At 49.4% G+C, this 24,383-nt stretch carries 24 protein-coding genes; 15 read left to right on the plus strand and 9 right to left on the minus strand.

Translation table 11 applies throughout. The features are described 5' to 3' along the window. Nucleotides 1-255: 255 nt before the first annotated feature. The 7 genes from KNP75_RS11000 to dnaA all read right to left on the minus strand — a co-directional run bounded on the left by KNP75_RS11000 (nucleotide 256) and on the right by dnaA (nucleotide 10,065). Entirely contained in the window at nucleotides 256-1,245 is a 990-nt protein-coding gene (locus KNP75_RS11000) for an HD-GYP domain-containing protein (protein ID WP_215190427.1), read from the minus strand. A 62-nt stretch (nucleotides 1,246-1,307) separates the two neighbouring features. Then, nucleotides 1,308-3,878 carry a DNA gyrase subunit A gene (gene gyrA / locus KNP75_RS11005; RefSeq protein WP_034780292.1) on the minus strand — a complete coding sequence of 857 codons (2,571 nt, stop codon included), beginning with the start codon at nucleotides 3,876-3,878 and terminating at the stop codon, nucleotides 1,308-1,310. Between the two features lie 22 nt (nucleotides 3,879-3,900). Beyond that, nucleotides 3,901-5,829, minus strand: coding sequence for a DNA topoisomerase (ATP-hydrolyzing) subunit B (gyrB, locus tag KNP75_RS11010; protein WP_034780293.1), 1,929 nt, complete (start codon nucleotides 5,827-5,829; stop codon nucleotides 3,901-3,903). A 54-nt stretch (nucleotides 5,830-5,883) separates the two neighbouring features. Further along, nucleotides 5,884-7,002, minus strand: coding sequence for a DNA replication/repair protein RecF (gene recF, locus KNP75_RS11015; RefSeq protein ID WP_034780294.1), 1,119 nt, complete (start codon nucleotides 7,000-7,002; stop codon nucleotides 5,884-5,886). Between the two features lies 1 nt (nucleotide 7,003). After that, on the minus strand, nucleotides 7,004-7,219 hold the full coding sequence (gene yaaA, locus KNP75_RS11020) for a S4 domain-containing protein YaaA (protein WP_034780295.1): 216 nt from the start codon (nucleotides 7,217-7,219) through the stop codon (nucleotides 7,004-7,006). Between the two features lie 135 nt (nucleotides 7,220-7,354). Further along, nucleotides 7,355-8,494: a DNA polymerase III subunit beta gene (gene dnaN, locus KNP75_RS11025; protein WP_034780296.1), complete on the minus strand. Its 1,140-nt coding sequence runs from the start codon at nucleotides 8,492-8,494 to the stop codon at nucleotides 7,355-7,357. A gap of 197 nt (nucleotides 8,495-8,691) precedes the next feature. Next, a complete protein-coding gene (gene dnaA, locus KNP75_RS11030) occupies nucleotides 8,692-10,065 on the minus strand; it encodes a chromosomal replication initiator protein DnaA (RefSeq protein WP_021067847.1) in 1,374 nt (457 codons plus the stop codon). A 771-nt stretch (nucleotides 10,066-10,836) separates the two neighbouring features. Between dnaA and rpmH the strand changes: the two genes are divergently transcribed. From rpmH to KNP75_RS11050, 4 genes are all read left to right on the plus strand, one after another. Beyond that, nucleotides 10,837-10,971: a 50S ribosomal protein L34 gene (gene rpmH, locus KNP75_RS11035; protein ID WP_015880216.1), complete on the plus strand. Its 135-nt coding sequence runs from the start codon at nucleotides 10,837-10,839 to the stop codon at nucleotides 10,969-10,971. A 167-nt stretch (nucleotides 10,972-11,138) separates the two neighbouring features. Beyond that, nucleotides 11,139-11,492 carry a ribonuclease P protein component gene (gene rnpA / locus KNP75_RS11040; RefSeq protein ID WP_034780297.1) on the plus strand — a complete coding sequence of 118 codons (354 nt, stop codon included), beginning with the start codon at nucleotides 11,139-11,141 and terminating at the stop codon, nucleotides 11,490-11,492. Nucleotides 11,493-11,594: 102 nt separating this feature from the next. Next, the gene (gene yidC / locus KNP75_RS11045; RefSeq protein ID WP_034780298.1) at nucleotides 11,595-12,455 is read left to right on the plus strand and encodes a membrane protein insertase YidC; all 861 of its coding nucleotides are present in this window, start codon (nucleotides 11,595-11,597) and stop codon (nucleotides 12,453-12,455) included. A 121-nt stretch (nucleotides 12,456-12,576) separates the two neighbouring features. Then, nucleotides 12,577-13,119 carry an HdeD family acid-resistance protein gene (locus KNP75_RS11050; protein ID WP_214755125.1) on the plus strand — a complete coding sequence of 181 codons (543 nt, stop codon included), beginning with the start codon at nucleotides 12,577-12,579 and terminating at the stop codon, nucleotides 13,117-13,119. 16 nt (nucleotides 13,120-13,135) lie between these two features. Here KNP75_RS11050 and KNP75_RS11055 read toward each other — a convergent pair whose 3' ends face one another. After that, entirely contained in the window at nucleotides 13,136-13,888 is a 753-nt protein-coding gene (locus tag KNP75_RS11055) for a nucleotidyltransferase domain-containing protein (protein ID WP_215190428.1), read from the minus strand. Nucleotides 13,889-14,058: 170 nt separating this feature from the next. Between KNP75_RS11055 and mnmE the strand changes: the two genes are divergently transcribed. The 5 genes from mnmE to KNP75_RS11080 all read left to right on the plus strand — a co-directional run bounded on the left by mnmE (nucleotide 14,059) and on the right by KNP75_RS11080 (nucleotide 19,847). Continuing rightward, the gene (gene mnmE / locus KNP75_RS11060) at nucleotides 14,059-15,438 is read left to right on the plus strand and encodes a tRNA uridine-5-carboxymethylaminomethyl(34) synthesis GTPase MnmE (protein WP_021067853.1); all 1,380 of its coding nucleotides are present in this window, start codon (nucleotides 14,059-14,061) and stop codon (nucleotides 15,436-15,438) included. Nucleotides 15,439-15,453: 15 nt separating this feature from the next. Beyond that, the gene (gene mnmG / locus KNP75_RS11065) at nucleotides 15,454-17,340 is read left to right on the plus strand and encodes a tRNA uridine-5-carboxymethylaminomethyl(34) synthesis enzyme MnmG (protein ID WP_215190429.1); all 1,887 of its coding nucleotides are present in this window, start codon (nucleotides 15,454-15,456) and stop codon (nucleotides 17,338-17,340) included. Between the two features lie 4 nt (nucleotides 17,341-17,344). Then, on the plus strand, nucleotides 17,345-18,061 hold the full coding sequence (rsmG, locus tag KNP75_RS11070) for a 16S rRNA (guanine(527)-N(7))-methyltransferase RsmG (protein ID WP_214755119.1): 717 nt from the start codon (nucleotides 17,345-17,347) through the stop codon (nucleotides 18,059-18,061). 79 nt (nucleotides 18,062-18,140) lie between these two features. Continuing rightward, nucleotides 18,141-19,019 (plus strand): nucleoid occlusion protein, encoded by an 879-nt coding sequence (gene noc / locus KNP75_RS11075; protein WP_214755117.1) that lies wholly within the window; start codon nucleotides 18,141-18,143, stop codon nucleotides 19,017-19,019. Between the two features lie 45 nt (nucleotides 19,020-19,064). Further along, on the plus strand, nucleotides 19,065-19,847 hold the full coding sequence (locus tag KNP75_RS11080) for a ParB/RepB/Spo0J family partition protein (protein WP_215190430.1): 783 nt from the start codon (nucleotides 19,065-19,067) through the stop codon (nucleotides 19,845-19,847). On the opposite strand, the gene yyaC is transcribed toward KNP75_RS11080, so the two are convergent. Next, nucleotides 19,820-20,446 carry a spore protease YyaC gene (gene yyaC / locus KNP75_RS11085; RefSeq protein ID WP_034780311.1) on the minus strand — a complete coding sequence of 209 codons (627 nt, stop codon included), beginning with the start codon at nucleotides 20,444-20,446 and terminating at the stop codon, nucleotides 19,820-19,822. The two genes, KNP75_RS11080 and yyaC, sit on opposite strands and share 28 nt — an antisense overlap. A gap of 169 nt (nucleotides 20,447-20,615) precedes the next feature. Between yyaC and KNP75_RS11090 the strand changes: the two genes are divergently transcribed. From KNP75_RS11090 to rpsR, 6 genes are all read left to right on the plus strand, one after another. Beyond that, entirely contained in the window at nucleotides 20,616-21,554 is a 939-nt protein-coding gene (locus KNP75_RS11090) for a mechanosensitive ion channel family protein (protein ID WP_138860244.1), read from the plus strand. After that, nucleotides 21,544-21,747 (plus strand): DUF951 domain-containing protein, encoded by a 204-nt coding sequence (locus tag KNP75_RS11095; protein WP_034780313.1) that lies wholly within the window; start codon nucleotides 21,544-21,546, stop codon nucleotides 21,745-21,747. The genes KNP75_RS11090 and KNP75_RS11095 overlap by 11 nt, the downstream gene beginning before the upstream one ends. Nucleotides 21,748-21,899: 152 nt before the next feature. Beyond that, nucleotides 21,900-23,000, plus strand: a complete 1,101-nt coding sequence (gene ychF, locus KNP75_RS11100) for a redox-regulated ATPase YchF (RefSeq protein WP_034780315.1) — start codon at nucleotides 21,900-21,902, stop codon at nucleotides 22,998-23,000. 130 nt (nucleotides 23,001-23,130) lie between these two features. After that, a complete protein-coding gene (gene rpsF, locus KNP75_RS11105; RefSeq protein ID WP_021067861.1) occupies nucleotides 23,131-23,418 on the plus strand; it encodes a 30S ribosomal protein S6 in 288 nt (95 codons plus the stop codon). 37 nt (nucleotides 23,419-23,455) lie between these two features. Then, complete coding sequence (ssb, locus tag KNP75_RS11110; RefSeq protein ID WP_024371077.1) at nucleotides 23,456-23,965, plus strand: single-stranded DNA-binding protein; 510 nt, start codon at nucleotides 23,456-23,458, stop codon at nucleotides 23,963-23,965. Nucleotides 23,966-24,005: 40 nt separating this feature from the next. Further along, nucleotides 24,006-24,236: a 30S ribosomal protein S18 gene (rpsR, locus tag KNP75_RS11115; RefSeq protein WP_015880232.1), complete on the plus strand. Its 231-nt coding sequence runs from the start codon at nucleotides 24,006-24,008 to the stop codon at nucleotides 24,234-24,236. Nucleotides 24,237-24,383 lie beyond the last annotated feature (147 nt).

Consider the following 24,383-nt stretch of genomic DNA (forward strand, 5'->3'; position numbering starts at 1 on the left):
CGTCCTGAGCCAGGATCAAACTCTCCAAAGAATTTGATATAGCTCTTTAAAAATGACGAAGCTTGCGCTTCATTCAAAAATTGTAAAACATTTTTGCCTCATCGTTCAGTTTTCAAAGTTCGTCTGCCGCTCTTAGCGACTCATTAATAATAGCACCTGATCTACTATTCGTCAACTATAAAAATAAAATATTTTAAAAGAATAAAAACGTGGTGTGTTTTCGGTCGCCACTATATAGAAGAAACACACCACAGATCATTGGAATGCAATGATTCGAACTTCATCTAAACGAGTCAAATCGTACATTTCTTGCGTCGGTTCAGATATGACAATCGGTTGTTCGACGTTCGGTGTATAGTTACGGATGGTACCTCGAACCCCACTACTCAACAACACGGTTCGACCGACTTCATAAAATCCAAGCAATGTCGCCAAAAGGGTAAGTGCTTCCCCATCGTAAGCTTCATTTTGCCACATATAGAAATATGCCTCTTCCGGTGTCAAAGCGTCTCGAAACGTGCGTGGGGCTGTCAACTGACAAAATCGATCTGCCACAATGAACAGCGGCGAGGCCGGATGGAGCGACCGCTCCTCGAGACGATTCGGAAAGCCAGAACCATCAAGACGCTCATGGTGTTCCGCAACCAACTTACTGACGCGCTGGCGCAGCGTCTGATCTTGAGGCAACATCGCCATCGATACGAGTGGATGTTGATACAATAACTCTCGTTCCATTTTTGTGAAATAACGCATATGCGACCATTTTCGAATTTTTGCGTAGCTGGCGTCTGCAAAATACGAGGCGATGCCGTAGTCGAACTGGAGTCGATGTTCATCCCCCCGATACTTGGACAAGGTCCTTGAAACGAGTGCGCGATAAATCGCATGATGAATGACGTGATTTTTTCGGAGTGGTTGTTTCGTGAAAAATGTAACGATAGCTGATAATGGATAATCACGACGAAACAATTGATGGATAAACTCTAAGGCTTCATAGGGATTCGGAGCAATCCGTTCCTCCCATTGATTATAGTGACGTTCATATTGGAGGATCTTCTCACACAAATCGCGTTCTTCTTCTTGCGTGAAGCGACGACGTTCCACAGGAGCAACTTCAATCGTCTCCACTTTTAAAAACCGAAGCAAGCGTAAATGTTCATTCGTCAGTCTAATGCCAGCCTCTAATGAAGAGACCGATGTTTTTAGGACCATCCCTACGTGAACGTTTGAAATAGCGAGTCGCATGCTCATCCCTCCTGATCGTATGAAAACAGGTCGAACGGAAGCTCCGTTCGACCTGTTTCGCCTTATTCAGTCACTTCAGACGATAGGTCGGTTTCTGGTGCTTCACCATCAAATCCATTCTCCATCTCATCTGCTGATTCCTCTTCTAGCTCATCTTTTTTCAATTTTGCGATGGTCGCTAAGCGATCGCCGTCCTCGATGTTCATGACTTTCACACCGCGCGTACTGCGACCCATTTGTGAAATCGTCTGTGCGTCAATTCGAATGGCGACACCGAGCTCGGTCATGAGCATGATATCGTCGTCCTCATCCACGACTCGCATACCGACGACGGTACCGCGGTCGGTCTTGATTCCGATGATTCCAGAACCACCTCGACCTTGCGTACGGAATTGCTCCATTGCGGTACGTTTTCCGTAACCTTTTTCCGTGATGATCAATACGTCTTGTGTCGGTCGTACGATTTCCATCGAGACAACTTGATCATCGTCCTTTTTCAATCGGATGGCACGAACGCCGCGAGCTGTACGGCCCATCGAACGCACTTCCCCTTCAAGTGGGAAACGAATCGACATCCCTTCACGCGTCACAATCAACATTTCGTCGTCGCTCTTCGCGAGACGAACGGTGACGAGTTCATCGGTGTCATTCAAACTGATGGCACGAAGTCCATTTTTATTGATGCGGGCATACGCCGAGAGCGGTGAACGTTTAACGAGTCCTTGTTTCGTAATGAATACGAGCGACAATTGCTCATCCGCCACTTCCGCTTCCGAGTCTTCAGTGCCATCCTCGACGATGGCCTTGTCCGCCAAGTAACTCTGGAAATCGACCGGAATCATCGTTTCGACTTTCTCACCTTTATCGACTTGGAGCAAGTTGATAATCGGCATCCCTTTCGCAGTCCGACTCATCTCAGGAATCTCATAGCCTTTCAAGCGGAAGACACGGCCGAAATTCGTAAAGAAGAGAATCGTATCATGCGTAGATGCAGACAAAAGACGTAACACGAAGTCTTCATCGTTCGTGCCCATTCCTTGTTTCCCTCGTCCACCACGGCGTTGCGTACGATATGAGTCACTCGGGATCGACTTGATGTATCCTTCACTCGTAAGTGTGATCATCATGTCACGGACCGGAATCAAATCTTCATCTTCGAGTTCGATGATGTCCGTACGGATTACCGTCCGACGTGGATCGCCGTAACGCTCTTTGATTTCTGTCAATTCGTTGCGGATGATTTGGAGCAAGAGCTCTTCGTCCCCTAAAATGGCACGAAGTTCTTCGATCAAGGCACGAATCTCACGATACTCGCCTTCGATTTTCTCACGCTCAAGTCCAGTCAAACGTTGAAGACGCATATCGAGAATCGCTTGTGTCTGCTCGGTCGATAACCCGAAACGGGCAATCAACTTCTCGCGAGCCTCGTCACCGGTCCGTGTACTACGGATGATGGCGATGACTTCGTCCAAATGATCGAGTGCCACGCGCAATCCTTCAAGGATGTGCGCACGTGCCTCAGCCTTGTCGAGGTCGAATTGTGTCCGACGACGAACGACTTCTTTTTGGTGCTCGATATAGTAATAAATCGCCTGCTTCAAGTTGAGTGTCTTCGGTCGACCGCCGACGAGGGCGAGCATGTTGACACCAAACGTCGTTTGCATCGGCGTCTGTTTGTACAAGTTGTTCAAAATGACGCTGGCATTCGCATCGCGGCGTACTTCGATGACGACACGCATCCCGTTACGGTCTGATTCGTCACGAAGGTCGGTGATGCCTTCGATTTTCTTGTCGCGTACCAAATCGGCAATCTTTTCGACGAGGCGCGCTTTGTTCACTTGATACGGGATTTCATGAACGAGAATGCGCTCACGGCCATTTTTCAACACTTCGATCTCAGCTTTGGCACGCATCGTGATCGATCCACGACCCGTCTCATAGGCGCGGCGAATTCCGCTACGTCCTAAAATCTCACCAGCTGTCGGGAAATCAGGACCAGGAATATGCTGCATCAACTCAGAAATCGTGATATCCGGATTATGCGTCAATGCAAGCACCCCATCAATCACTTCGTTCAAGTTATGCGGCGGTACGTTCGTGGCCATCCCGACTGCAATCCCGCTCGTTCCATTAACCAAGAAGTTCGGGAACCGGGCAGGCATGACGACCGGTTCTTTTTCTTCCCCGTCAAAGTTCGGTTGGTAATCGATTGTATTCTTCCCGATATCACGGACGAGTTCCATCGCGATTTTCGACATCCGCGCTTCTGTGTAACGCATCGCTGCCGCCGAGTCACCGTCGACAGAACCAAAGTTTCCGTGGCCATCTACGAGTTCGTAACGGTAACTAAAGTCTTGCGCCATCCGAACCATCGTCTCGTAAACGGCAGAGTCACCGTGTGGGTGATACTTACCGATAACGTCACCGACAACACGCGCCGATTTCTTATGGGGCTTGTCAGCACGAATTCCAAGTTCGTTCATCGCATAAAGAATGCGGCGGTGAACCGGCTTCAAACCGTCTCGTACATCTGGGAGGGCACGTGACACGATTACGCTCATCGCATAGTCCATGAACGAGGTGCGCATCTCTTGGCTAATATTTATATCCTTGATATTTTCTTGTTCTGCCATTCGTTATTGCCTACCCTTCTTTTTAAATATCGAGGTTTTTCACGTAATGCGCATGTGATTGGATGAAGTCACGTCGCGGCTCGACATTGTCACCCATGAGTGTTTCAAAGATCTCATCCGCCTCAATGGCGTCTTGAAGGTCGACACGAAGCATCGAGCGTGTCTCTGGATTCATCGTCGTGCTCCACAGTTGTTCAGGGTCCATCTCACCGAGACCTTTGTAACGCTGTACACTGTAACGAGCATTTTCTGGAAGCTGTTTAATCGCTTCTTGCAGTTCCCGTTCATTTTGGACGTAGGTGACGTCTTTTCCGTGCTTCAAGCCGTAAAGTGGCGGTTGCGCGATATACACATAGCCGCTTTCAACGAGCGGACGCATGTAACGGTAGAAGAACGTCAAGAGCAGTGTCCGAATGTGGGCTCCATCGACGTCGGCATCGGTCATGATAATCAATTTATGGTACCGCGCCTTCGCGAGATCGAACTCTTCCGCGATCCCAGTCCCGAGCGCCGTAATAATTGTACGAACTTCTTGGTTGGCTAAAATCTTATCGAGTCTCGCTTTTTCGACGTTGATGATTTTACCTCGAATCGGCAAGATCGCTTGGAAGTGACGATCGCGACCTGATTTTGCAGAGCCACCGGCCGAGTCACCCTCAACGATGTACAATTCAGACTTCGATGCATCTTTCGATGAACAGTCTGCTAGTTTCCCAGGCAATGAACTGACTTCGAGGATTCCTTTTCGGCGAGTCATTTCACGAGCACGTTTCGCTGCAAGACGAGCACGTGCCGCCATTAAACCTTTGTCGACAATCAATCGCCCGACAGACGGGTTCTCAAGCAAGAACTGCTCAAACGTGTCTGTGAAGAGCGAGTCTGTCGCTGTACGAGCGTCAGCGTTGCCGAGCTTTGTCTTCGTTTGACCCTCGAACTGTGGCGATGGGTGTTTGACCGAGACAATCGCCGTCAATCCTTCACGTACGTCATCCCCTGACAAGCTACCATCGGCTTCTTTCATGAGACCGAAGCGTTTTGCATAGTCGTTGATCGAACGAGTCAGTGCCGTTTTGAACCCTGTCTCGTGCGTTCCGCCCTCGTGGGTCGGAATGTTGTTCGTGAATGAATAGATGTTGCTCGCAAATCCTTCGTTGTACTGAAGCGCGATCTCAACTTCAATCCCATCCTTCGTGCCATGTACATAGACAGGCTCATCGTGGATTGAGGCTTTTGAGCGGTTCAAGTGTTCAACGTATGACTTGATTCCGCCCTCGTAATGATAGTTGCGTTCAATCGTCTCATCACTGCGCTCGTCTTTTGCGACGATGCGAAGCCCTTTGTTCAGGAAGGCAAGTTCGCGCAGACGTGTGGCGAGTAAATCAAAGTCGTATTCGAGCGTCTCCTCAAAGATATCGCCGTCCGGGAAGAAACGGACAGTCGTACCCGTCGTATCAGTCGTACCAACGATTTCGAGTTCTCCTTGTGGGACACCGCGTTTGAATGATTGGTAGTAGACGTTGCCGTTACGGCGAACGAACACTTCAAGTTTCGTCGACAAGGCGTTAACGACCGAGGCTCCGACGCCGTGCAGCCCGCCTGAGACTTTATATCCGCCACCACCGAATTTACCTCCGGCGTGAAGGACCGTGAAAATGACTTCAACGGCTGGACGTCCCGTTTTCTTTTGAACATCGACCGGGATGCCTCGCCCGTTGTCTTCAACGACGACTGAGTTACCCGGCTCGACCGTGACCGTAATCGTGTCACAGTGTCCCGCGAGTGCTTCGTCAATCGAGTTATCGACGATTTCCCATACTAAGTGATGGAGTCCTCGTGAGCTCGTCGAACCGATATACATCCCCGGGCGTTTGCGAACAGCTTCTAATCCTTCAAGTACTTGAATCTGATCGGCACCATAATCTTGCATTTGTTTTTCGTTTTCGTTACTCATCGGTTTCATTCACCTACTATACATGAATTGGTGTTCAAATGGATTGGTCTTACTTCATACAGATTCTGTTTCAACTTCGCCCTGTTTCACGTGAAACACCTTTGCTTGTTGAATCGTTTCGTGAGCGATCCCATCAATATTGGTTGTCGTGATAATCGTTTGGACTTTTTGGCCCATCGTGTCGAGCAGATGGGTTTGGCGATGGTCGTCTAATTCAGATAACACGTCATCTAACAAGAGCAGCGGATATTCCCCGACCTCTTCGTGAATCAGTTCAATCTCCGCTAGCTTTAAAGACAAAGCCGCTGTGCGCTGCTGACCTTGCGAACCGAACGTTTGGACATTGCGATTGTTGACGTACAACTCAAAATCATCTCGATGCGGACCAAATAACGTCACACCTCGTCTTCGTTCGTTCTCTCTTATTTTATCAAACTTTCGACGATACGTTTCAAACATCGCATCTTTTGGGTAACGTTCTTTTTGGAATGTATCCGATACGTACTGAATCGTCAGTGTCTCCAAGTTTCGCGTGATGCCGGCGTGAATCGGCCCGGCCCATTTTTCGAGTTGATCGATGAAATGATGGCGCCGTGAAACGATTTTCACCGCAAGTTCAATCATTTGATCGGTGAGTACCTCGAGCAGTGTCTCATCCCCGCCTTTGATTGAGAGCTGTTTCAACAGGGCGTTTCGTTGCTTTAGCGTCTTCAAGTACTGGTTTAATTCATGTAGATAAACAGGACTCACTTGCCCGATCTCCATATCTAAAAACCGACGTCGTCCTTGCGGGCTGCCTTTGACGATGGCGAGGTCTTCTGGTGCGAACAGTACGACGTTGAAGGCCCCGACGTAGTCGCTGAGACGACGTTGTTCGAGATGGTTCAATTTCGCTTTTTTCCCTTTCGGTGAAAACGTGAGCGATTGGACCGTCTCACCGGTCCGTTTATGAATCCGCCCTTCGACCATCGCAGCATCCGCTTCCCAGCCGATCAGTTCACGGTCTTGCGTCGTCCGATGTGACTTCGCGAGCGCAAGTACGTAAATCGATTCGAGTAGATTCGTTTTCCCTTGGGCATTTTCCCCGATGAGAACGTTCGTCTGTTCTGAAAAATCTAGCTCGAGGGTTTCGTAGTTGCGGTAGTTTTGCAATCGGATCGACTTTAAGTGCACGTTAGTTCCCCTCGATTTGGAAGTCTCCGAAGCCTTCGACTTCGATCGTATCCCCATCCCGTAGTTTCCGTCCGCGACGTTGATCGACCTCGCCGTTCACTTTGATCTGAACGTCCTCTAAAAAGAACTTCGCTTGGCCTCCGCTTGAAATAATATCAGCCAACTTCAAAAATTGTCCGAGTGTTACATACTCGGTTGTAATCGACACTTTTTGCATGTCGTCACTTCCTTTCTTTCATACTTAGTACAAAAAATCGCCATACTTATTAGTTTATCGAAAAACGTCGAATAAGGCAAAAACGGGGATGATAAGGTGAAACACCTCATCATCCCCGAATCCGCTCCGTCAGATTTAAGACGTACGGACTGGCAAGATCAACTGAAGGACGCTATCCTGTTCGACCGGACGCAAGATGAACGGTCGCATCGAACCCGTAAACTGGATTTCGATTTCTGAAGCATCAAGCGCACGGAGTGCATCCATCACAAATTTAGAGTTGAATGAAATTTTTAACTCTTCTCCTTCAAGCGACAGGATGCTGACGCGTTCTGACACTTTCCCGACTTCTGGAGAGTGGGACGAAACTTCAACCGTCGTCGCTTCTTCCGCGACAAATTTAATGACGTTGTTGCGATCGGCCCGGGCGAGCAGCGAGGCTCGGTCAATTGCCTGCAAGAAATCTTTAGCGTTCAAACGGACCGCTGTCCGGTATTCTTCCGGAATCAAACGTGATGTGTCCGGGTACGCCCCGTCTAAGAGACGTGAGAAGAACGAGATGTTTTTCATTCGGAATAAAATTTGTTGATCCGTCAAAACAATCTCGACTGGCAATTCTTCGCGGTCGAGCAATTTAGCGAGCTCGTTCAATGAGCGGCCCGGTACGACAACGTTTTGGAACGTCAAATCGTTGTCTGTCTCGAACCGTGCCCGACGGAGGGCTAAACGGTGGCTATCCGTGGCGACACAAGTCAAAAATCCTTTCTCTGCTGAGAAGTTAACCCCTGTAAGAACGGGACGTGTCTCTTGTGCTGATACAGCGAAGCTCGTCTGGCGGATGATTGTCTTCAACAAATCAGCCGGCAAGTAAAAACGACGCTCGCTTGAAAGCTCAGGAAGACGTGGGTATTCATCTGGGTCGAGTCCGTTCAAGTGGAATTCGGCTTGTCCTGACTCAATCCGCGTCATAAAGTTTGGAGACACTTCAAGTGTCACTTCATTCGTCGGCAACTTTTTAACAATTTCGCCAAGGAAGCGTGCATTGAGCACGACGCTGCCTGCTCGTTGGATTTGAATGAGTTCGATTCCGCCTTCTTCAATCGGGATTAAGCGTTCGATTGAAATCTCGGTATCACTTCCTGTGAGTGTCAACCCATCGGCATGAGCCTCAAGCTTTAAACCTGTGAGGATTGGAATCGTCGTTCTAGAAGCAACGGCCTTCGATACGTCTTGTACGGCTTGCATGAATACATCTCGCTGAATCGTTAAGTGCATGTGGATAATTCCTCCTAAGTGAACTGAGTCATATAGTTTAATAATAATAGTATTATTTAAGTCATAATAGTAATAAGGGCTGTGGATACTGGGGATAAGTCACTTGAACCACTCGTACTAAGCCATTCTGCCTGTGAATAACATGTGGATAACTATGTGGATTTATCCACAGGATATCCACAGCGAAACATAAGACGTTAGGACAAAGCCTTCTTTAGTGTCTGAATCGTCTCTTGCATCTCTGGATCATGCTTGAGTAACGTACTAATTTTCTCATGAGCGTGGATAACGGTCGTGTGATCACGTCCGCCGAACTCTTCTCCTATCTTAGGAAGCGAGCTTTCCGTCATCTCACGGGACAAGTACATCGCGATTTGACGAGGGAATGCGAGCGTCTTCGTTCGTTTCTTCGCTTTCAGCTCATCGACTTCAATATTAAAGTGCCGACCGACGATCTCTTGAATGTCACGAATGACGATCTTCTTCGCTTCTTGGACCGGCATGATATTGTGCAACGCTTCGGCAGCGACATCCGGATCAATTGGACGACCGACGAGTTTGGCGTAGGCGACGACGCGCGTCAACGCCCCTTCGAGCTCACGAATGTTCGTGTCGATTTGATTGGCGATGTACAGCATGACGTCGTTCGCGATATCAAGTCCTTCTGCTGTCGCCTTCTTACGTAAGATGGCAATCCGCGTTTCGAGGTCAGGCGGTGTGATATCTGTGATAAGACCCCATTCGAACCGCGAACGAAGACGATCTTCGAGCGTCGGGATCTCTTTAGGCGGTCGGTCGCTAGAAATCACAATCTGTTTTTGGTCGTTATGAAGCGCATTGAACGTATGGAAGAACTCTTCCTGCGTCTGCTCTTTACCGGCCAAGAACTGAATGTCATCAATCAAGAGGACATCGATGTTCCGATAACGGTTACGGAACTCTTCGGTCTTATTGTCACGAATCGAGTTGATGAACTCATTTGTGAACTTTTCAGATGATACGTAAGCAATTCGTGCGCCAGGCTTTTGCCCTTTCACGTAATGCCCAATCGCATGCATCAAATGTGTCTTGCCGAGTCCGACTCCCCCATAAATGAAGAGCGGGTTATAGGCGCGGGCCGGAGCTTCTGCCACGGCGAGCGAGGCGGCATGGGCAAACCGGTTTCCGGAGCCGATGACAAATGTCTCGAAAATGTATTTGTCATTCAGTTGTCCGAGGTTCCCTTCCTCTTTTGGCAGTACTGGAAGCGGCTGTTCTTTCATTTCTGTGGCAGCAATCGTTTCTTTCGATCCATCCGCAGGTGCATACTTGTGTGCTTGCGACTCCTCGATAAAATGAATCTCAAGCTTGTTGTTTGTCACTTCTTCAATCGTATCTTGTAACAATGACAAGTACTGACGTTCAAGCCAAGTCACAATGAAACTGGCTGGCGCGGATACGACGAGCGTCGTCCCCATCAACGAAATTCCTTCTGTTGATTTCAACCACATATCAAAGCTGGCTTTTGGCGTTCGTTCCTCTTCTTCAATCAGAGATAAAACATTTCTCCAAATCTCGCGAGCATTCTTCAATGAAAGACCTCCTTTACTCACATGTTGGCGAAACTTATTCACATGATATACACATTCACTATTCTATAGTAGATACTAGGGTTATCCCCAGAGAACAAAAACTGTGGATAACGTTATCCACATGGTGTTGATGTTGGGGATAACAGTTATCCACAGCCTGTGTATATCTTGGAATTGCTAAAAGTTCATCCACAAGTTTGTGCACATTCAGTTTATCAAAATAAAATAGACGTGGCAACGGTTTTTGATATTTATCCACAGACGACCAAAAGAATCCACAGGCAGTTATCCACATGCTGTGTACAGTGTGGATAAACTGTGGATATGTTGTGGATAATTGTTAGTAAGCAAAGTTGTGGTCAGAAAAGTTATACACAAAAGAGGAAGAAGGAATGGAGAAGAATATTTTTTTAAGAGAAGAAAATGAAAAATTAAAAAACGGCATGCTTAATTTGTTGAAAAAGAAGGAGTTATTCACATATAAGTGTGGATAACTCTTGGGATATGTGGATAAAATGGCTTAAGACAGCTGTTTGTAAAAAAGTCACTGTAAGATTGTTAATTCTCGATGTTACTTAACGCTTCCGTTTCTTCTAAATCGTGCCATCCAGAGATCGTCTCCCCCTCCCCTGGCAATTGATTTCGCCCTAATGGAAAACCTAACGAAAATTCATTGACAATCTGGGGAACTGTTTATATAATCTTAAAGACTGCCTTAAATGAAACTATAACTTGCTAATAGAGCGTTAACCTTGAGGAGGTGCTTTAACCATGAAACCAACTTTCAATCCTAACAACCGTAAGCGTAAGAAAGTCCACGGATTCCGTGCTCGCATGGCGACTAAAAACGGCCGCAACATTCTTGCAGCTCGCCGTCGTAAAGGCCGCAAAGCCTTGACTGTCTAATAAAGATCATGAGATTGCCCGAGGATTTTTCCTTGGGCAATCTTTTTTTATATCGTCACAGAAGTCACACAAACGGACGGAAAAAGCTGATTCGCCCTCGTTGAAACGAATGGGATATGGTATGATGTTAGTTGACGATTTTTGAAGTGAAGGATGGAGTGAGAATTTTGAAAAAAGAATACCGCCTGCAAAAGAATGAAGAGTTCCAAGCGGTGTTTCGTGAAGGACGCTCCGTGGCCAATCGTCAGTTTGTCGTCTACACGCAAAAAGCGGATCAAGCGCACTTCCGGGTCGGACTTTCGGTCAGTAAAAAGCTTGGAAATGCCGTGGAACGAAACCGGATGAAACGATTGATGCGTGAATCACTTCGCTTGCTCGAACCAAACGTGGCTCCGCACAATTACGTCATCATTGCGCGCAAACCTGCGACGTCCCTTACACAAGATGAAGTGACGGAAAGCTTGAAACACGTCTTTAAACGGGCTAAAGTTTGGAAGCAGAGACAAGTCGATCGATCGTAACAATCCGAGCTCGTTCTTTCATATATAACGCGAACTAATTAGGATTGACCGATAGACGTGTGATGAAACAAAAGAATCGATAAAGAAAGCGTAGGAGGAACTATGAGCAAAAAGCTAAAATTAGGATTGTTGGCCGTCATGACCGGCGTCATCATGTTGATGGCTGGTTGTGTCGACCCATCGACGATCCAAGGAGAGCCGATCACGGCTGAGACGGAAGGCTTCTGGTCGAAATACTTTGTTTGGCCATTGGCATGGTTGTTGAAAGAAGCGGCTTACTTAATCGGTGGGACGTGGCAGTACGGATACTCGATCATCGTTGCGACGATTATCGTTCGTCTCTTGATTTTACCGCTTATGATCAAGCAGACGAAGAGCATGGGTGCGATGCAAGTGTTGCAACCGGAAATGCTCAAGCTTCGTGAGAAGTACAGCTCGAAAGACCAAGAGACGCAACGCAAGCTTCAAGAAGAAATGATGAAGATGTATCAAGAGTATCAAATCAACCCGCTCGCGGGCTGCTTGCCAATCTTGATTCAAATGCCGATCCTCTTCGCGTTCTACGATGCGATCCGTCGGACACCTGAAATCTTTGAAGCGCAGTTCCTTTGGTTCGACCTCGGGGCACCAGATCCGACGTTCATCTTGCCGATTCTCGCGGCAATCTTGACGTTTGCACAGCAAAAAATTTCAATGGCGGGCCAAGAACAAAACCCACAATTGAAAATGATGCTCTACATCTTCCCGGTGATGATCTTCGTCATGTCGATCACCCTTCCGGCCGCCCTCTCGATGTACTGGGTCGTCGGTTACATCATCTCGATCATCGTGACGATGGCAATCATGCTCCCGATGCGTGAGAAGATGAAAGTCCAAGCTGAAGCGAAGATTGCGGCGAAAGAAGCAGAACGTGCCGCGCTTGCTGAAGAAGAGAAGAAGACGAAAAAGAAAAAACGTAAATAAATCCTAAGGCTGTGGATAACCAATCCACAGCCTTTTTTTGTCGCTTCGGATGGATAAGGGCCGAATACGGGAATAAAGGAAGAAGTGGTCTACTTCGTTACATCGGAAAGGGGTCTTTCAAATGGAGACGCTTATTAAACGGTTGGAACGGTCGACATTCATTCAGGCAACACTTTATGTCATCATCGGTTTACTCATCATCTTATATCCACGTTTCTTTTTTGATGCGATTGTCTATGTGGTCGCTGCTTATTTTGCCATCATCGGTCTAATCGCCATCGTTCAAGGGTTGCGCCACAAACGAAACGGCCTCCCACCCGGATTTTTTATGGGAGTCATCTATCTATTGATCGCCTTGATCGTCTTTTTCTTCGCCGAGACGTTAGCGAGCCTGCTTCCAATCTTCATCGGTGCCCTTTTCTTGTTCGGGGGGATCATCCGGTTGATTCAAGCCGTCGGATTTCGCCGGACGATCGCCAATCGGTGGATGTACTTCATGCTGAGCAGTCTATTGTGGATTGGGATTGGCCTGCTCATGTTGGCGAACCCGTTTGACAGCCTGCTCGTCTTGTTCCAATTGTTCGGCGGTTTTCTCATCGCCGTCGGGGTGATCGAATGGGTGCTCTATTTCACGCTCCGCTCGTCGAGACGTCAGCAAGCATAAACGAAAGCCGCTCACATCAGGAGCGGCTTTTTTCACGGATGACGAGTCGGTCCAAAAACGGACGAATCACTTCGAACGCAACGGTCGTCTCGAAGAAGGGACGCTCGGCTTCGAGACGGGAGATATACCAGCGAGCGGCTGTCGCATGATGGTCGGGTGTCAACGCTTCATAAAAGGTCCGGATTTCAATCCGCTGCCGGGCGGCCACGTCTTTCAACCCGAGTGCGGCCCGTTCGGGTTCGTAATGAGCGGCAAGTGCGTAAGCGAAATGACTCATGCCTTGCCGGAGCATCTCGACGGCCCAGACATCGTTGCCGCGGTCACGGGCTTTCGTATATTGGAAAAAGAACCAAATCGCATCAAACACGTGTCCGCTCAAATCTTCAACAGATAAAGTGAGCGAACTCGGGTGATGTTGCAGTCGGTGTTCCGGATCGTACAGCACCGTGATTGTGTCTTGATGGTTCAACGTGTCCGCCGTCACCGTGAAGAAGTCGAGATGCAAGAAATCATCATAGACGACGATCAGTTGCGGGGCCACGATATCGATTTCGTCCTCGAGCAGGATCGGGCGATATGTGGCCAGATGGTCGCGGCGGCGCGGCAAGAACTCATTCAGGCTGTCAGGGGCGACCATGACGTACAAGTCGACATCGGAATGTTCGTCCGCTTCACCACGTCCGAACGATCCTTTCAAGAAAATGGCCTGCACATCCGTGTCGGAGATGAGGCTGTCGGTCAATGTGGCGATGGCATCTTGCTGTCGCATTTCATCACGTCCTCCATGGAAATATATTCCTTTATTGTACTAAAGTAATTCCTTGAAATGCAACCGTTGCTCGAGAGGTCGGACTCTTTCGTTCGAGACAAATATCGTGTATAGTAGGTGCGTTATGCATAAGATAGAGGAAGTAGTAAGAAGTATGGGAGGGAAAGATGATGCTAGAGTTTGACACGATTACGGCGATTTCGACGCCGATGGGTGAAGGGGCAATCGGAATCGTCCGCTTGTCCGGTGACCGCGCCGTCGAGACGGTGGGCCGTGTGTTTTCTGGAAAAGATTTGACGAAAGTGGAGTCACATACGATCCATTACGGAAAATTGAAACGTCCTGGCACGGACGAGGTCGTCGATGAAGTCATGGTGAGCATCATGCGCGCACCGAAGACGTTCACGCGAGAAGACGTCGTCGAAATCAATTGCCACGGAGGAATCGTCGCGGTCAATCGTGTCCTCGAACTGATTCTTGAACAACCGGACATCCGCTTGGCAGAACCGGGCGAGTTCACGAAACGCGCCTTTTTAAATGGACGCATCGATTTGTCGCAAGCCGAGGCCGTCATGGATTTGATTCGTGCCAAAACGGATCGGGCCATGAACGTCGCTATGTCACAAATGGAAGGACGTTTGTCACGGCTTGTCCGCGAGTTGCGTCAATTGTTGCTTGAGACGATTGCGGCGGTCGAGGTCAATATCGACTACCCGGAATACGACGCCGAAGAGATGACCCAGGCCATCGTCGAAGACAAGGCGGGCGAAGTGAAACGTGTGCTCGAGCAGCTACTTGAGACGGCGCGACAAGGCAAGATTTTACGAGAAGGGCTCGCGACAGCGATTATCGGTCGACCGAACGTCGGCAAGTCATCGCTCATGAACACGCTCGTACAAGAGACGAAAGCGATCGTCACGGAAATCGCAGGCACGACGCGCGATACGATTGAAGAGTATGTGAACGTCAAAGGCGTTCCGCTCAAATTGATTGATACGGCAGGGATTCGCGAGACGGAAGACATCGTCGAGCGGATCGGTGTCGAGAAATCGCGCAAGGCGCTCGCCGGGGCGGACTTGATTTTGCTCGTCTTGAACGGGCACGAAGGTCTGACTGTCGAGGATGAGGCCTTGTTTGAGGCGATTGCTGGTATGAATGCCATCATCATCATCAATAAGACGGACTTGCCACAAAGTATGGATTCTTCTAAGCTGGAGAAACTAGCGGCAGGTCGCCCGATTGTGGCGACGTCTCTCTTATTAGAAGAGGGAATCGATGCATTGGAGAAGGCGATCTCGAACTTGTTCTTCGCCAAAGGCGTCGAATCACAGGATATGACATATATCTCGAACGCACGACACATTCAGCTCATCAAACGGACGATCGAACAAATCGATGAGGCGCTCGGAAGCGCCGCCATGAATTTGCCGATTGATATGGTCCAAATCGATTTACGGCGGGCGTGGGATACGCTCGGCGAAATCAACGGGGACACCGTTCAAGAAAGTTTGATTGATCAACTCTTTTCACAGTTTTGTCTTGGGAAATAATAAGGAGGAACAACTATGGCTTACACGGCAGGCGAGTTTGATGTCATCGTCATCGGAGCCGGTCATGCGGGAATCGAGGCAGCACTGGCTTCGGCGCGCATGGGCGCGAAAACGGCGATGCTCACGATGAATCCGGATATGGTCGGATTCATGTACTGCAATCCATCGATCGGTGGTCCCGCGAAAGGGATTGTCGTTCGCGAAATCGATGCCCTTGGTGGCGAAATGGCGAAGGCGATCGATGCGACGTACATTCAAATGAAGATGCTCAACACATCAAAAGGTCCAGCAGTGCGCGCATTACGGGCGCAAGCGGACAAATTCCAATACCAAAATCATATGAAGAAAGTGCTTGAAGACGAACCGAACCTATTGCTTCGTCAAGCGCTCGTCGAACGACTTCTCATCGAAGACGGGAAAGTCGCCGGCGTCGTCACGAATACTGGTTCGGAGTACCGCTCGAAAGCGGTCATCGTCACAACGGGTACGTTCATGCGCGGTCAAATCATCATCGGCGAATTGTCGTATGAGAGCGGTCCGAACAACCAGATGCCTTCGGTCGAATTGTCGAAGCATTTAGAAGAGCTCGGGCTCGAACTCGTTCGTTTCAAAACGGGGACACCGCCACGCATCGACGGCAAGACGATCGATTACTCGAAGACGGAGATTCAACCAGGGGACGACAATCCGTCGCTCTTCTCCTACACGTCGAAAGACCTCGACCCGATCGAGCAAATCCCGTGCTGGCTCACCTACACGAGCGAGCGGACGCACCAGTTGATTGACGAGAACTTGCATCGTTCGCCAATGTACTCAGGTGCCATCAAAGGGACGGGCCCACGTTACTGCCCATCGATTGAAGATAAAGTCGTCCGGTTCAACGATAAACCGCGTCACCAAATCTTCCTCGAGCCAGAAGGTCGCGATACGGAAGAAATTTACGTGCAAGGCTTCTCGACGAGTATGCCGGAAGACGTTCAGCATCAAATGCTCCGGACGATTCCAGGGCTTGAGAACTCAGAGATGATGCGCCCTGGATACGCGATTGAGTACGATGCAGTCGTACCGACGCAACTTTGGCCGACACTCGAGACGAAGACGGTTGGCGGATTGTTCACGGCAGGTCAAATCAATGGGACGAGCGGCTATGAAGAAGCGGCTGGACAAGGCATCATGGCCGGAATCAACGCCGCATGCCAAGTTCTCGGCAAAGAGCCAGTCATCTTGGACCGCTCACAGGCGTATATCGGCGTCTTGATTGATGATCTCGTGACGAAAGGGACGAACGAGCCATACCGTCTGCTCACATCCCGCGCCGAGTATCGGTTGCTTTTGCGCCACGACAATGCGGACCTTCGTTTGAGCGACATCGGCCACGAGGTCGGTCTATTGTCACTAGAGCGTCATGCCCACCTTGAAGACAAACGAGTCGCCATCGCGGCAGAAGTGAAGCGTCTCAACGGACTCGTCATCAAACCGTCCGCTGACGTGAACGCCGTGCTCGAAGAAGTTGGCGCGAACCCGCTCAAAGAAGCGACGCATGCCAGCATTTTGTTGAAGCGGCCAGAAGTGACGTACGCGACGCTCATGCGCTTTGCACCGGCACCGATCGAAGTGCCGTTTGAAGTGGCGGAGCAAGTCGAGATTCAAGTGAAATACGAAGGCTACATCTCGAAGCAGCTCGAGCAAGTCGAGAAGATGCGTCGGATGGAAGAAAAACGGATTCCGGAGAAACTCGATTACGATGCAATCGGTGGTCTTGCGACGGAAGCGAAACAAAAACTAAAACAAGTTCGTCCGCTCTCGATTGGACAAGCGTCACGTATTTCCGGGGTAAACCCTGCGGACGTTTCGATCCTTCTTGTCTATATCGAGCAAGGACAATACGCGACAGTGGAGTGAAACGATGAACCAATCCCAATTTATTGAGGCGTTGCAGGCAGAAGGATTTGAATTGAGCGAGAAACAACTCGCTCAGTTCGAACTGTATTTCGAGATGCTCGTCGAGTGGAATGAGAAGATGAATTTGACGGCGATCACAGATAAGGAAGAAGTGTATTTGAAGCATTTCTACGACTCACTTAGCGCGGCGTTCCATTTCGATTTCTCAAACGTCGAGACCGTCTGTGACGTCGGTGCCGGGGCAGGATTCCCGAGCTTGCCGCTCAAAATTCTATTCCCGCACCTTCATGTAACGATTATTGACTCGCTCAACAAGCGAATCACGTTCTTAAACGAACTCGCGCTCGCGCTCGGGCTAGAAGGTGTCGCGTTCCATCACGGACGCGCCGAAGAGTTTGGAAAAAATAGAAAATTTCGTGAACAATTTGATGTCGTAACCGCCCGTGCAGTTGCCCGGATGACGGTGCTCGCCGAGTACTGTTTACCGCTCGCAAAAGTCGGAGGAACGTTCGTAGCGCTCAAAGCAGCGAAGGTTTCTGACGAGCTTATCGATGCGAAAAACGCCTTGGCCGTGCTCGGTGGGGAAATAAAAACGACACACCAGTTCCTATTGCCAGGAGAGATGAGTGAGCGTAATATCGTAATTGTAGATAAATTACGAAAAACGCCTGGGAAATATCCACGTAAAGCGGGTACACCGGCGAAAGAGCCGCTAATCTGAGCAATAGTGTTTCACGTGAAACCAAAAGCAGATTCCGGTAGTGGAATCTGCTTATTTTTTACATAAAGGGGTGCCGACGTTGAAGAAAACAATTGCTAAACTGTTTGGAAGTCGTCCGGAAGTAGCCGTCGCGGAACTGGCAGAAGTCAAATCGAATGATGCTGTCCAAGAAATTGCCTTATCGTTGCTTTTACCGAACCGTTATCAACCGCGTAAAGTATTCGAGCCGGCTAAAATTGACGAATTGGCCGTCACGATTGACGAACATGGTCTTTTGCAGCCAATTGTCGTTCGCAAGGCGGAAGGGGATCGCTACGAGATTATCGCTGGGGAGCGTCGTTTCCGGGCTGTTAAGTCGCTCGGATGGTCTGTCATTCCGGCTATCGTCCGAGAGATGGATGACGATACGACAGCTGCCTTGGCGCTGATTGAAAACTTGCAACGGGAACAGCTCAGTCCAATCGAGGAAGCGGAAGCATATGATCGTCTGCTCGCAATGAACGGACTGACACAAGCCGCACTTGCGAAGAGTCTTGGCAAAAGTCAGTCGACAATTGCCAATAAATTGCGTCTATTAAAATTACCGGAAGATGTGAAGCAATGTTTGCGTGATCGTCAAATCAACGAACGTCATGCCCGGGCGCTTTTACCGCTCAAAGAGTCCGGTCTTCAAATCCAAGTGCTCATGGAAATTTTAGAACAAGACTTTAACGTCAAAGAGACGGAAGAACGCGTCGAATTTTTGACGACACCGATTGAGGAAGAGAAACGGAAACCGAAAAAACAGCGCCGTCGGACGAAAAGTTTTGCTAGAGATACGCGAATCGCTATCAACACGATCCGGGACTCGGTCAGCTTGATCGGTAAAACCGGCATCGAAGTCCAAACCGAGGAAGTCGAAGAAGATGAATTTGTTGAAATTCGGATTCGAATCCCGAAAGCACGGCCACAAAAGTGAGCCCGTGCTTTTTTTGTAGCAATCAGATGGAATGGAGGAATCAGGATGGAACGATTACCGATCAATCATATTCGCCCGAACCCGAACCAGCCCCGCAAACAGTTTGAGCCGGAAAAGTTAGACGAGCTCAGGCAGTCGATTGAGCGTTACGGTGTGTTGCAACCAATCGTCGTCCGTAAAGCGAGTGGATTTTATGAAATCATCGCCGGCGAGCGCCGGTTTCAAGCTGCGAAGTTAGCCGGCAAGATGGATATCCCGGCGCTGATTGTTACAGCCGACTCGGACCGCGTCATGGAGCTGGCCTTGATTGAGAATATTCAACGCGCCGACTTGAACGCAATCGAAGAGGCGCTCGCCTACGAACAGTTGATGCAGACACTCGGTCTGACGCAACAACAGCTCGCTGAACGTGTCGGGAAGAGTCGGAGCCATGTGACGAACAGCCTCAGACTGCTCCGGTTACCGAGTGCGGTCCAGCATGCGGTCATGATTGGCGAATTGACGATGGGCCACGCCCGCGCCATTACAGGCATGAAATCGGCTCAGGCGATGGAACAGATTGCTCGTCGCGTCATCGCCGAGCAATGGACGGTCCGACGGCTCGAGCGCTACTTACAAAAAGAACGCATCGAAAAAAAGACGCTCAAGCGCTCAGACGCCGACGTCGAAGCCGTCGAGGCGGTGCTAGCGGAACGTCTTCAAATGGATGTGTCGATTCGCCCGCGTCGAAAAGGGGGCGTCCTCGAGCTGAAGTATTTCTCGCAAGACGATTTGGAGCATTTGTTGACGCTTTTATCGCCTCAAGATTTCGATTCGTCGCGAGATTGACGAAGCCGGGTAATGGCTGCCTCTTCTTGATGGAGCCGTCCGATTCGTAAGTCGAATTCGGCAAAGCCATCGGTGATGAAACGGGCCAACTCGTAGACGAGATGTAAGCGTGTGTTCTGCAAAATCATCATCTCCATAAAGCCGCTCACGTTGACGACAGCTTTGATGTTGTATTCACCGACCGAAGGGAGCTCTTTTTGGACGCCGGCGCCAGGAGCGAGCGGCCCTTCCGAAAAGAAGATATACCCGACACTCGACAATCGGCCGAGACAGGCGTCGATTGCAATGATGAGGGGGCGGTGAAATCGTGTCTGAATCTCGTGGAGCGTCTCGACGAGGTTCAAGGCATGGACCGGTTTCGTCAGCGTTCCGTAAACATGGATATTGCGAACGGACCGTTCTTCGAGGAAGGTACCGACGAGCGGTCCGAGTGAATCCCCCGTGGAACGGTCGGAGCCGATACACACGAGGACGATGGGACGATGCGTCTCTTTCGCCAACTGGTCGTGCAGTTGATCGGCAAAGAGCTTGGATCCACTCCGTTCGGTATGTTCGATGAAGAAAGAGTATGGTTTATGAGGTTTTAGGCGAAACGGCATGAATCTCATCCTCTCTTCTAAGCTGCCTGCGTCTAGTTGCAATTGCGGAATGACACCGTATTATCCCATTCCCGGAACACCGAAACTTATAACGTCCGGATGTAGGGTTTGAGAAAAGTCGTCAATTATGGTTTGATGAGTTAGAATCTATAACTTTAGAGGTGACAACATGGCTTCACAAAATACAGATACAGACTTGAGCACAGTGGCCGATGAGACGATTGATAACGTCAATCGGTTCGTCGCTTATTTCCAAGACACGGAGATGTGGATTGGGCTCGGCATTAAATTGACAGGTGTCGCGCTCATCATCTTGGCGCTTTATGTGGCGTCACGCATTTTGACGTCGATGGTGCAGCGCGTGTTCGCCTTACGCAAAATCAAAGAAGATAATATCGTCGCCCAGCGCCAAAATGAGACGCTGTCAAAACTGGCTCAAAACACGATTCGGTACGTCCTTGGCTTGATTATGATTTTGACGGTGCTCGGCCAGTTCGGCGTCAACATCGCTGGTTTGATCGCATCGGCCGGGGTCGCCGGTCTCGCCATCTCGTTTGGGGCGCAGAACTTGGTGAAAGACGTCATCACGGGCGCCTTCATCATCTTTGAGAATCAATACAAGAACGGGGATTACGTCAATCTAAATCAACAAGTCGATGGGACCGTCATCGAAGTCGGGATTCGGACGACGAAGTTGAAGGGATTGAACGGGCAAGTGACAATCATCCCGAACGGACAGATCATGCAAGTGACGAACTACTCGCTCGAGAACAGCGTCGCGGTCGTCGATATCGGTGTCGCCTATGAAGAAGACATGGGCAAAGTCGAGAAGGCGTTGAAAGAGATCGCGAAGACGGTCGAAGAGAAGTATCACGACTTGTTCATCGAGCCGATCACGCTCGCCGGGGTCCAGTCGCTCGGACCGTCGGAAGTCGTCTATCGTCTCATGGCCGAAGTGCCACCGACGCAACACTTCGCGGCCGGACGGATTTTGCATAAAGAGTTGAAAACCGGACTTGATGAGCGCGGAATCGAGATCCCGTATCCGCGGACCGTCATGATGCCGCCAACCACATCGACTAAAGGAGCGCCCGAAAATGCAGGCTAAATCGTATGAGTTGAACGATTTTGTAGAAATGAAGAAACCACACGCCTGTCAGACGAACCGTTGGCAGGTGACTCGGGTCGGGATGGACATTCGTATCAAGTGTCAAGGCTGCGGGGCGAGTGTACTCATGCCGCGCCGAGACTTTGATAAGCGATTGAAAAAAGTGCTTCCACAAGAGAACGCCGCTGAATAAGTGGCGTTCTTCTCTATGTTACAACCGTGAGTTGCGGTTTAATCGAGGACTAACTATAATTGTGAAGGATGTGACGGTGTGGTGTACTGAACGTACCCACTCCACAGACGGATCAACATTTCCCGGGAAAGCCGGATGAGGAGGAAATACAAGTGGGATTAACAGCAGGAATCGTCGGATTACCGAACGTCGGGAAATCGACATTATTTAACGCCATCACGCAAGCCGGTGTAGAGGCAGCCAACTATCCGTTCGCCACGATCGACCCGAACGTTGGGGTCGTCGAAGTACCGGACGCGCGTCTTGATCGGTTGACGGAACTCGTCAAACCGAAGAAGACCGTACCGACCGCATTTGAGTTTACAGACATCGCCGGAATCGTAAAAGGTGCATCAAAAGGGGAAGGGCTCGGAAACAAATTCCTGGCTAACATCCGTGAAGTCGACGCGATTTGCCAAGTCGTCCGCTGCTTTGAAGATGACAACATCACACACGTCGCGGGTAAAGTCTCACCGATCGATGACATCACGACCATCAACCTCGAATTGATTTTGGCCGACCTTGAATTGGTCGAGAAACGCATCACACGCGTTCAAAAAATGGTCAAGTCGAAAGACAAAGGCGCAGCTCAAGAGCTCGAAGCACTTGAAATCGTTCAAGCAGTCCTCGAATCGGAGCGCCCGGCTCGTGTTGCTGAATTGACAGAAGATCAACTCGCCATCGTCAAACATTTCCAGTTGCTCACGATGAAGCCGATGCTTTACGTCGCGAACGTGAGTGAGGACGAAGTGGCTGACGCGGACCAAAATCCTTACGTCCAAGCAGTTCGTGAACACGCCGCGACAGAAGAGGCGAAAGTAATCGTCATCTGTGCTCGCATCGAGGAAGAAATCTCAGAACTCGAGCCAGAAGAGCGCCTTGAGTTCTTGCAAGACCTCGGCATCGAAGAGTCGGGGCTCGATCAATTGATTCGTGCCGCCTACTCGACACTCGGTCTCGCCACATACTTCACGGCTGGTGAGAAAGAAGTGCGCGCCTGGACGTTCAAGCAAGGCATGAAAGCTCCACAATGTGCGGGCGTCATCCACTCTGACTTTGAACGTGGGTTCATCCGTGCCGAAGTCGTATCGTATGAAGATTTGTCAGCTGCCGGCAACATGACGGCAGTTAAAGAACAAGGCAAACTTCGCTCAGAAGGAAAAGAGTATGTCTTCCAAGACGGCGATGTTGTCACGTTCCGCTTCAACGTTTAAGCCATTTTCCGGAAATGTATTGTAAAATGAACAGAAGTTTGATAGTATATTATGACGTGAGTAAAACAATTGTTTGCTCCTTGCTCCTACAACCGGTAGGAGCCGTTAGTCCAAGAGGAGGTGAAAGATAATGCGTAAATACGAACTTCTTTACATTATCCGTCCATCAGTTGATGAGGAAGCTAAGAAAGCTTTAATCGAACGCTTCAACAACGTCATCACTGAAAACGGTGGTACTGTTGATAAAACAACAGACATGGGTAAACGTCGTCTCGCTTACGAAATCAACAAGATGCGCGAAGGACACTACGTTCTTCTCAACATCACTGCTGAGCCTAAAGCGATTCAAGAAACAGAGCGTCTCATGAAGATCTCTGATGACGTTGTCCGTCAAATGACAACTAAAGACGAGCGTTAATTCTTAACGCTTCATATTGCGAAAGGGGAGCTTTGAGATGATTAACCGAGTTGTGTTAGTTGGTCGATTGACACGCGATCCAGAAATGCGTTATACGCAGAGCGGGATTGCCGTAACTCGCTTCACTCTCGCTTGCGATCGTCCATTCACTGGACAAGATGGGAAGCGCGAGGCGGACTTTATTGATTGTGTCGTTTGGCGCAAACAAGCAGAGAACGTAGCACAATATTTGAAAAAAGGCAGCATGGCCGGCGTAGACGGTCGCCTTCAAATCAGTAGTTACGAAGGTCAAGATGGCCAACGTCGTTACCGGGCAGAAGTCGTAGCCGATAGCGTACGCTTCCTTGAACCACGCGGTGCTTCAACGCAACGTGATACAGCACCGGCTGGAGATGTCTTCGGTGGTGGTGAGTCAAGTGGATCAGGATGGGGCGCAGCCGCTTCTTCGACTTCATCTCAGTCCTCGAACTCAAACAAAGGTTTTGAAGCTGACCCGTTCTCGGGCGGCGGAAAAATCGACTTATCGGATGACGATCTACCATTTTGATCGCGTCGATTCGAAACTAAACTAAAAAGGAGGTCTTCACATGGCACGTCGTCCAGGAGGTCGTCGTCGTCGTAAAGTATGTTTCTTTACGTCGAACAACATCACTCATATCGATTATAAAGACGTAGAATTGCTCAAACGCTTCGTTTCGGAGCGTGGTAAAATTCTTCCACGTCGTGTGACTGGTACTTCAGCGAAATACCAACGTCCACTTACTGTCGCTATCAAGCGCTCACGTCAAATGGCTTTGCTTCCATACGTTGCAGAGTAATTTTTGACACACGGCTTATCCCTCGGGATAGGTCGTTTTTTGTTTTCCGAGCCGATGTAGGAGTGTAAGTGAAACGGACGGATATGGTATGATAGAGCAGAAACCATTTAGATATCATGGGTGGAACACCACTCATTTTAGGAGGCA

This window comes from Exiguobacterium sp. s6, from assembly GCF_018618155.1.
Classification (GTDB): domain Bacteria; phylum Bacillota; class Bacilli; order Exiguobacteriales; family Exiguobacteriaceae; genus Exiguobacterium; species Exiguobacterium mexicanum_A.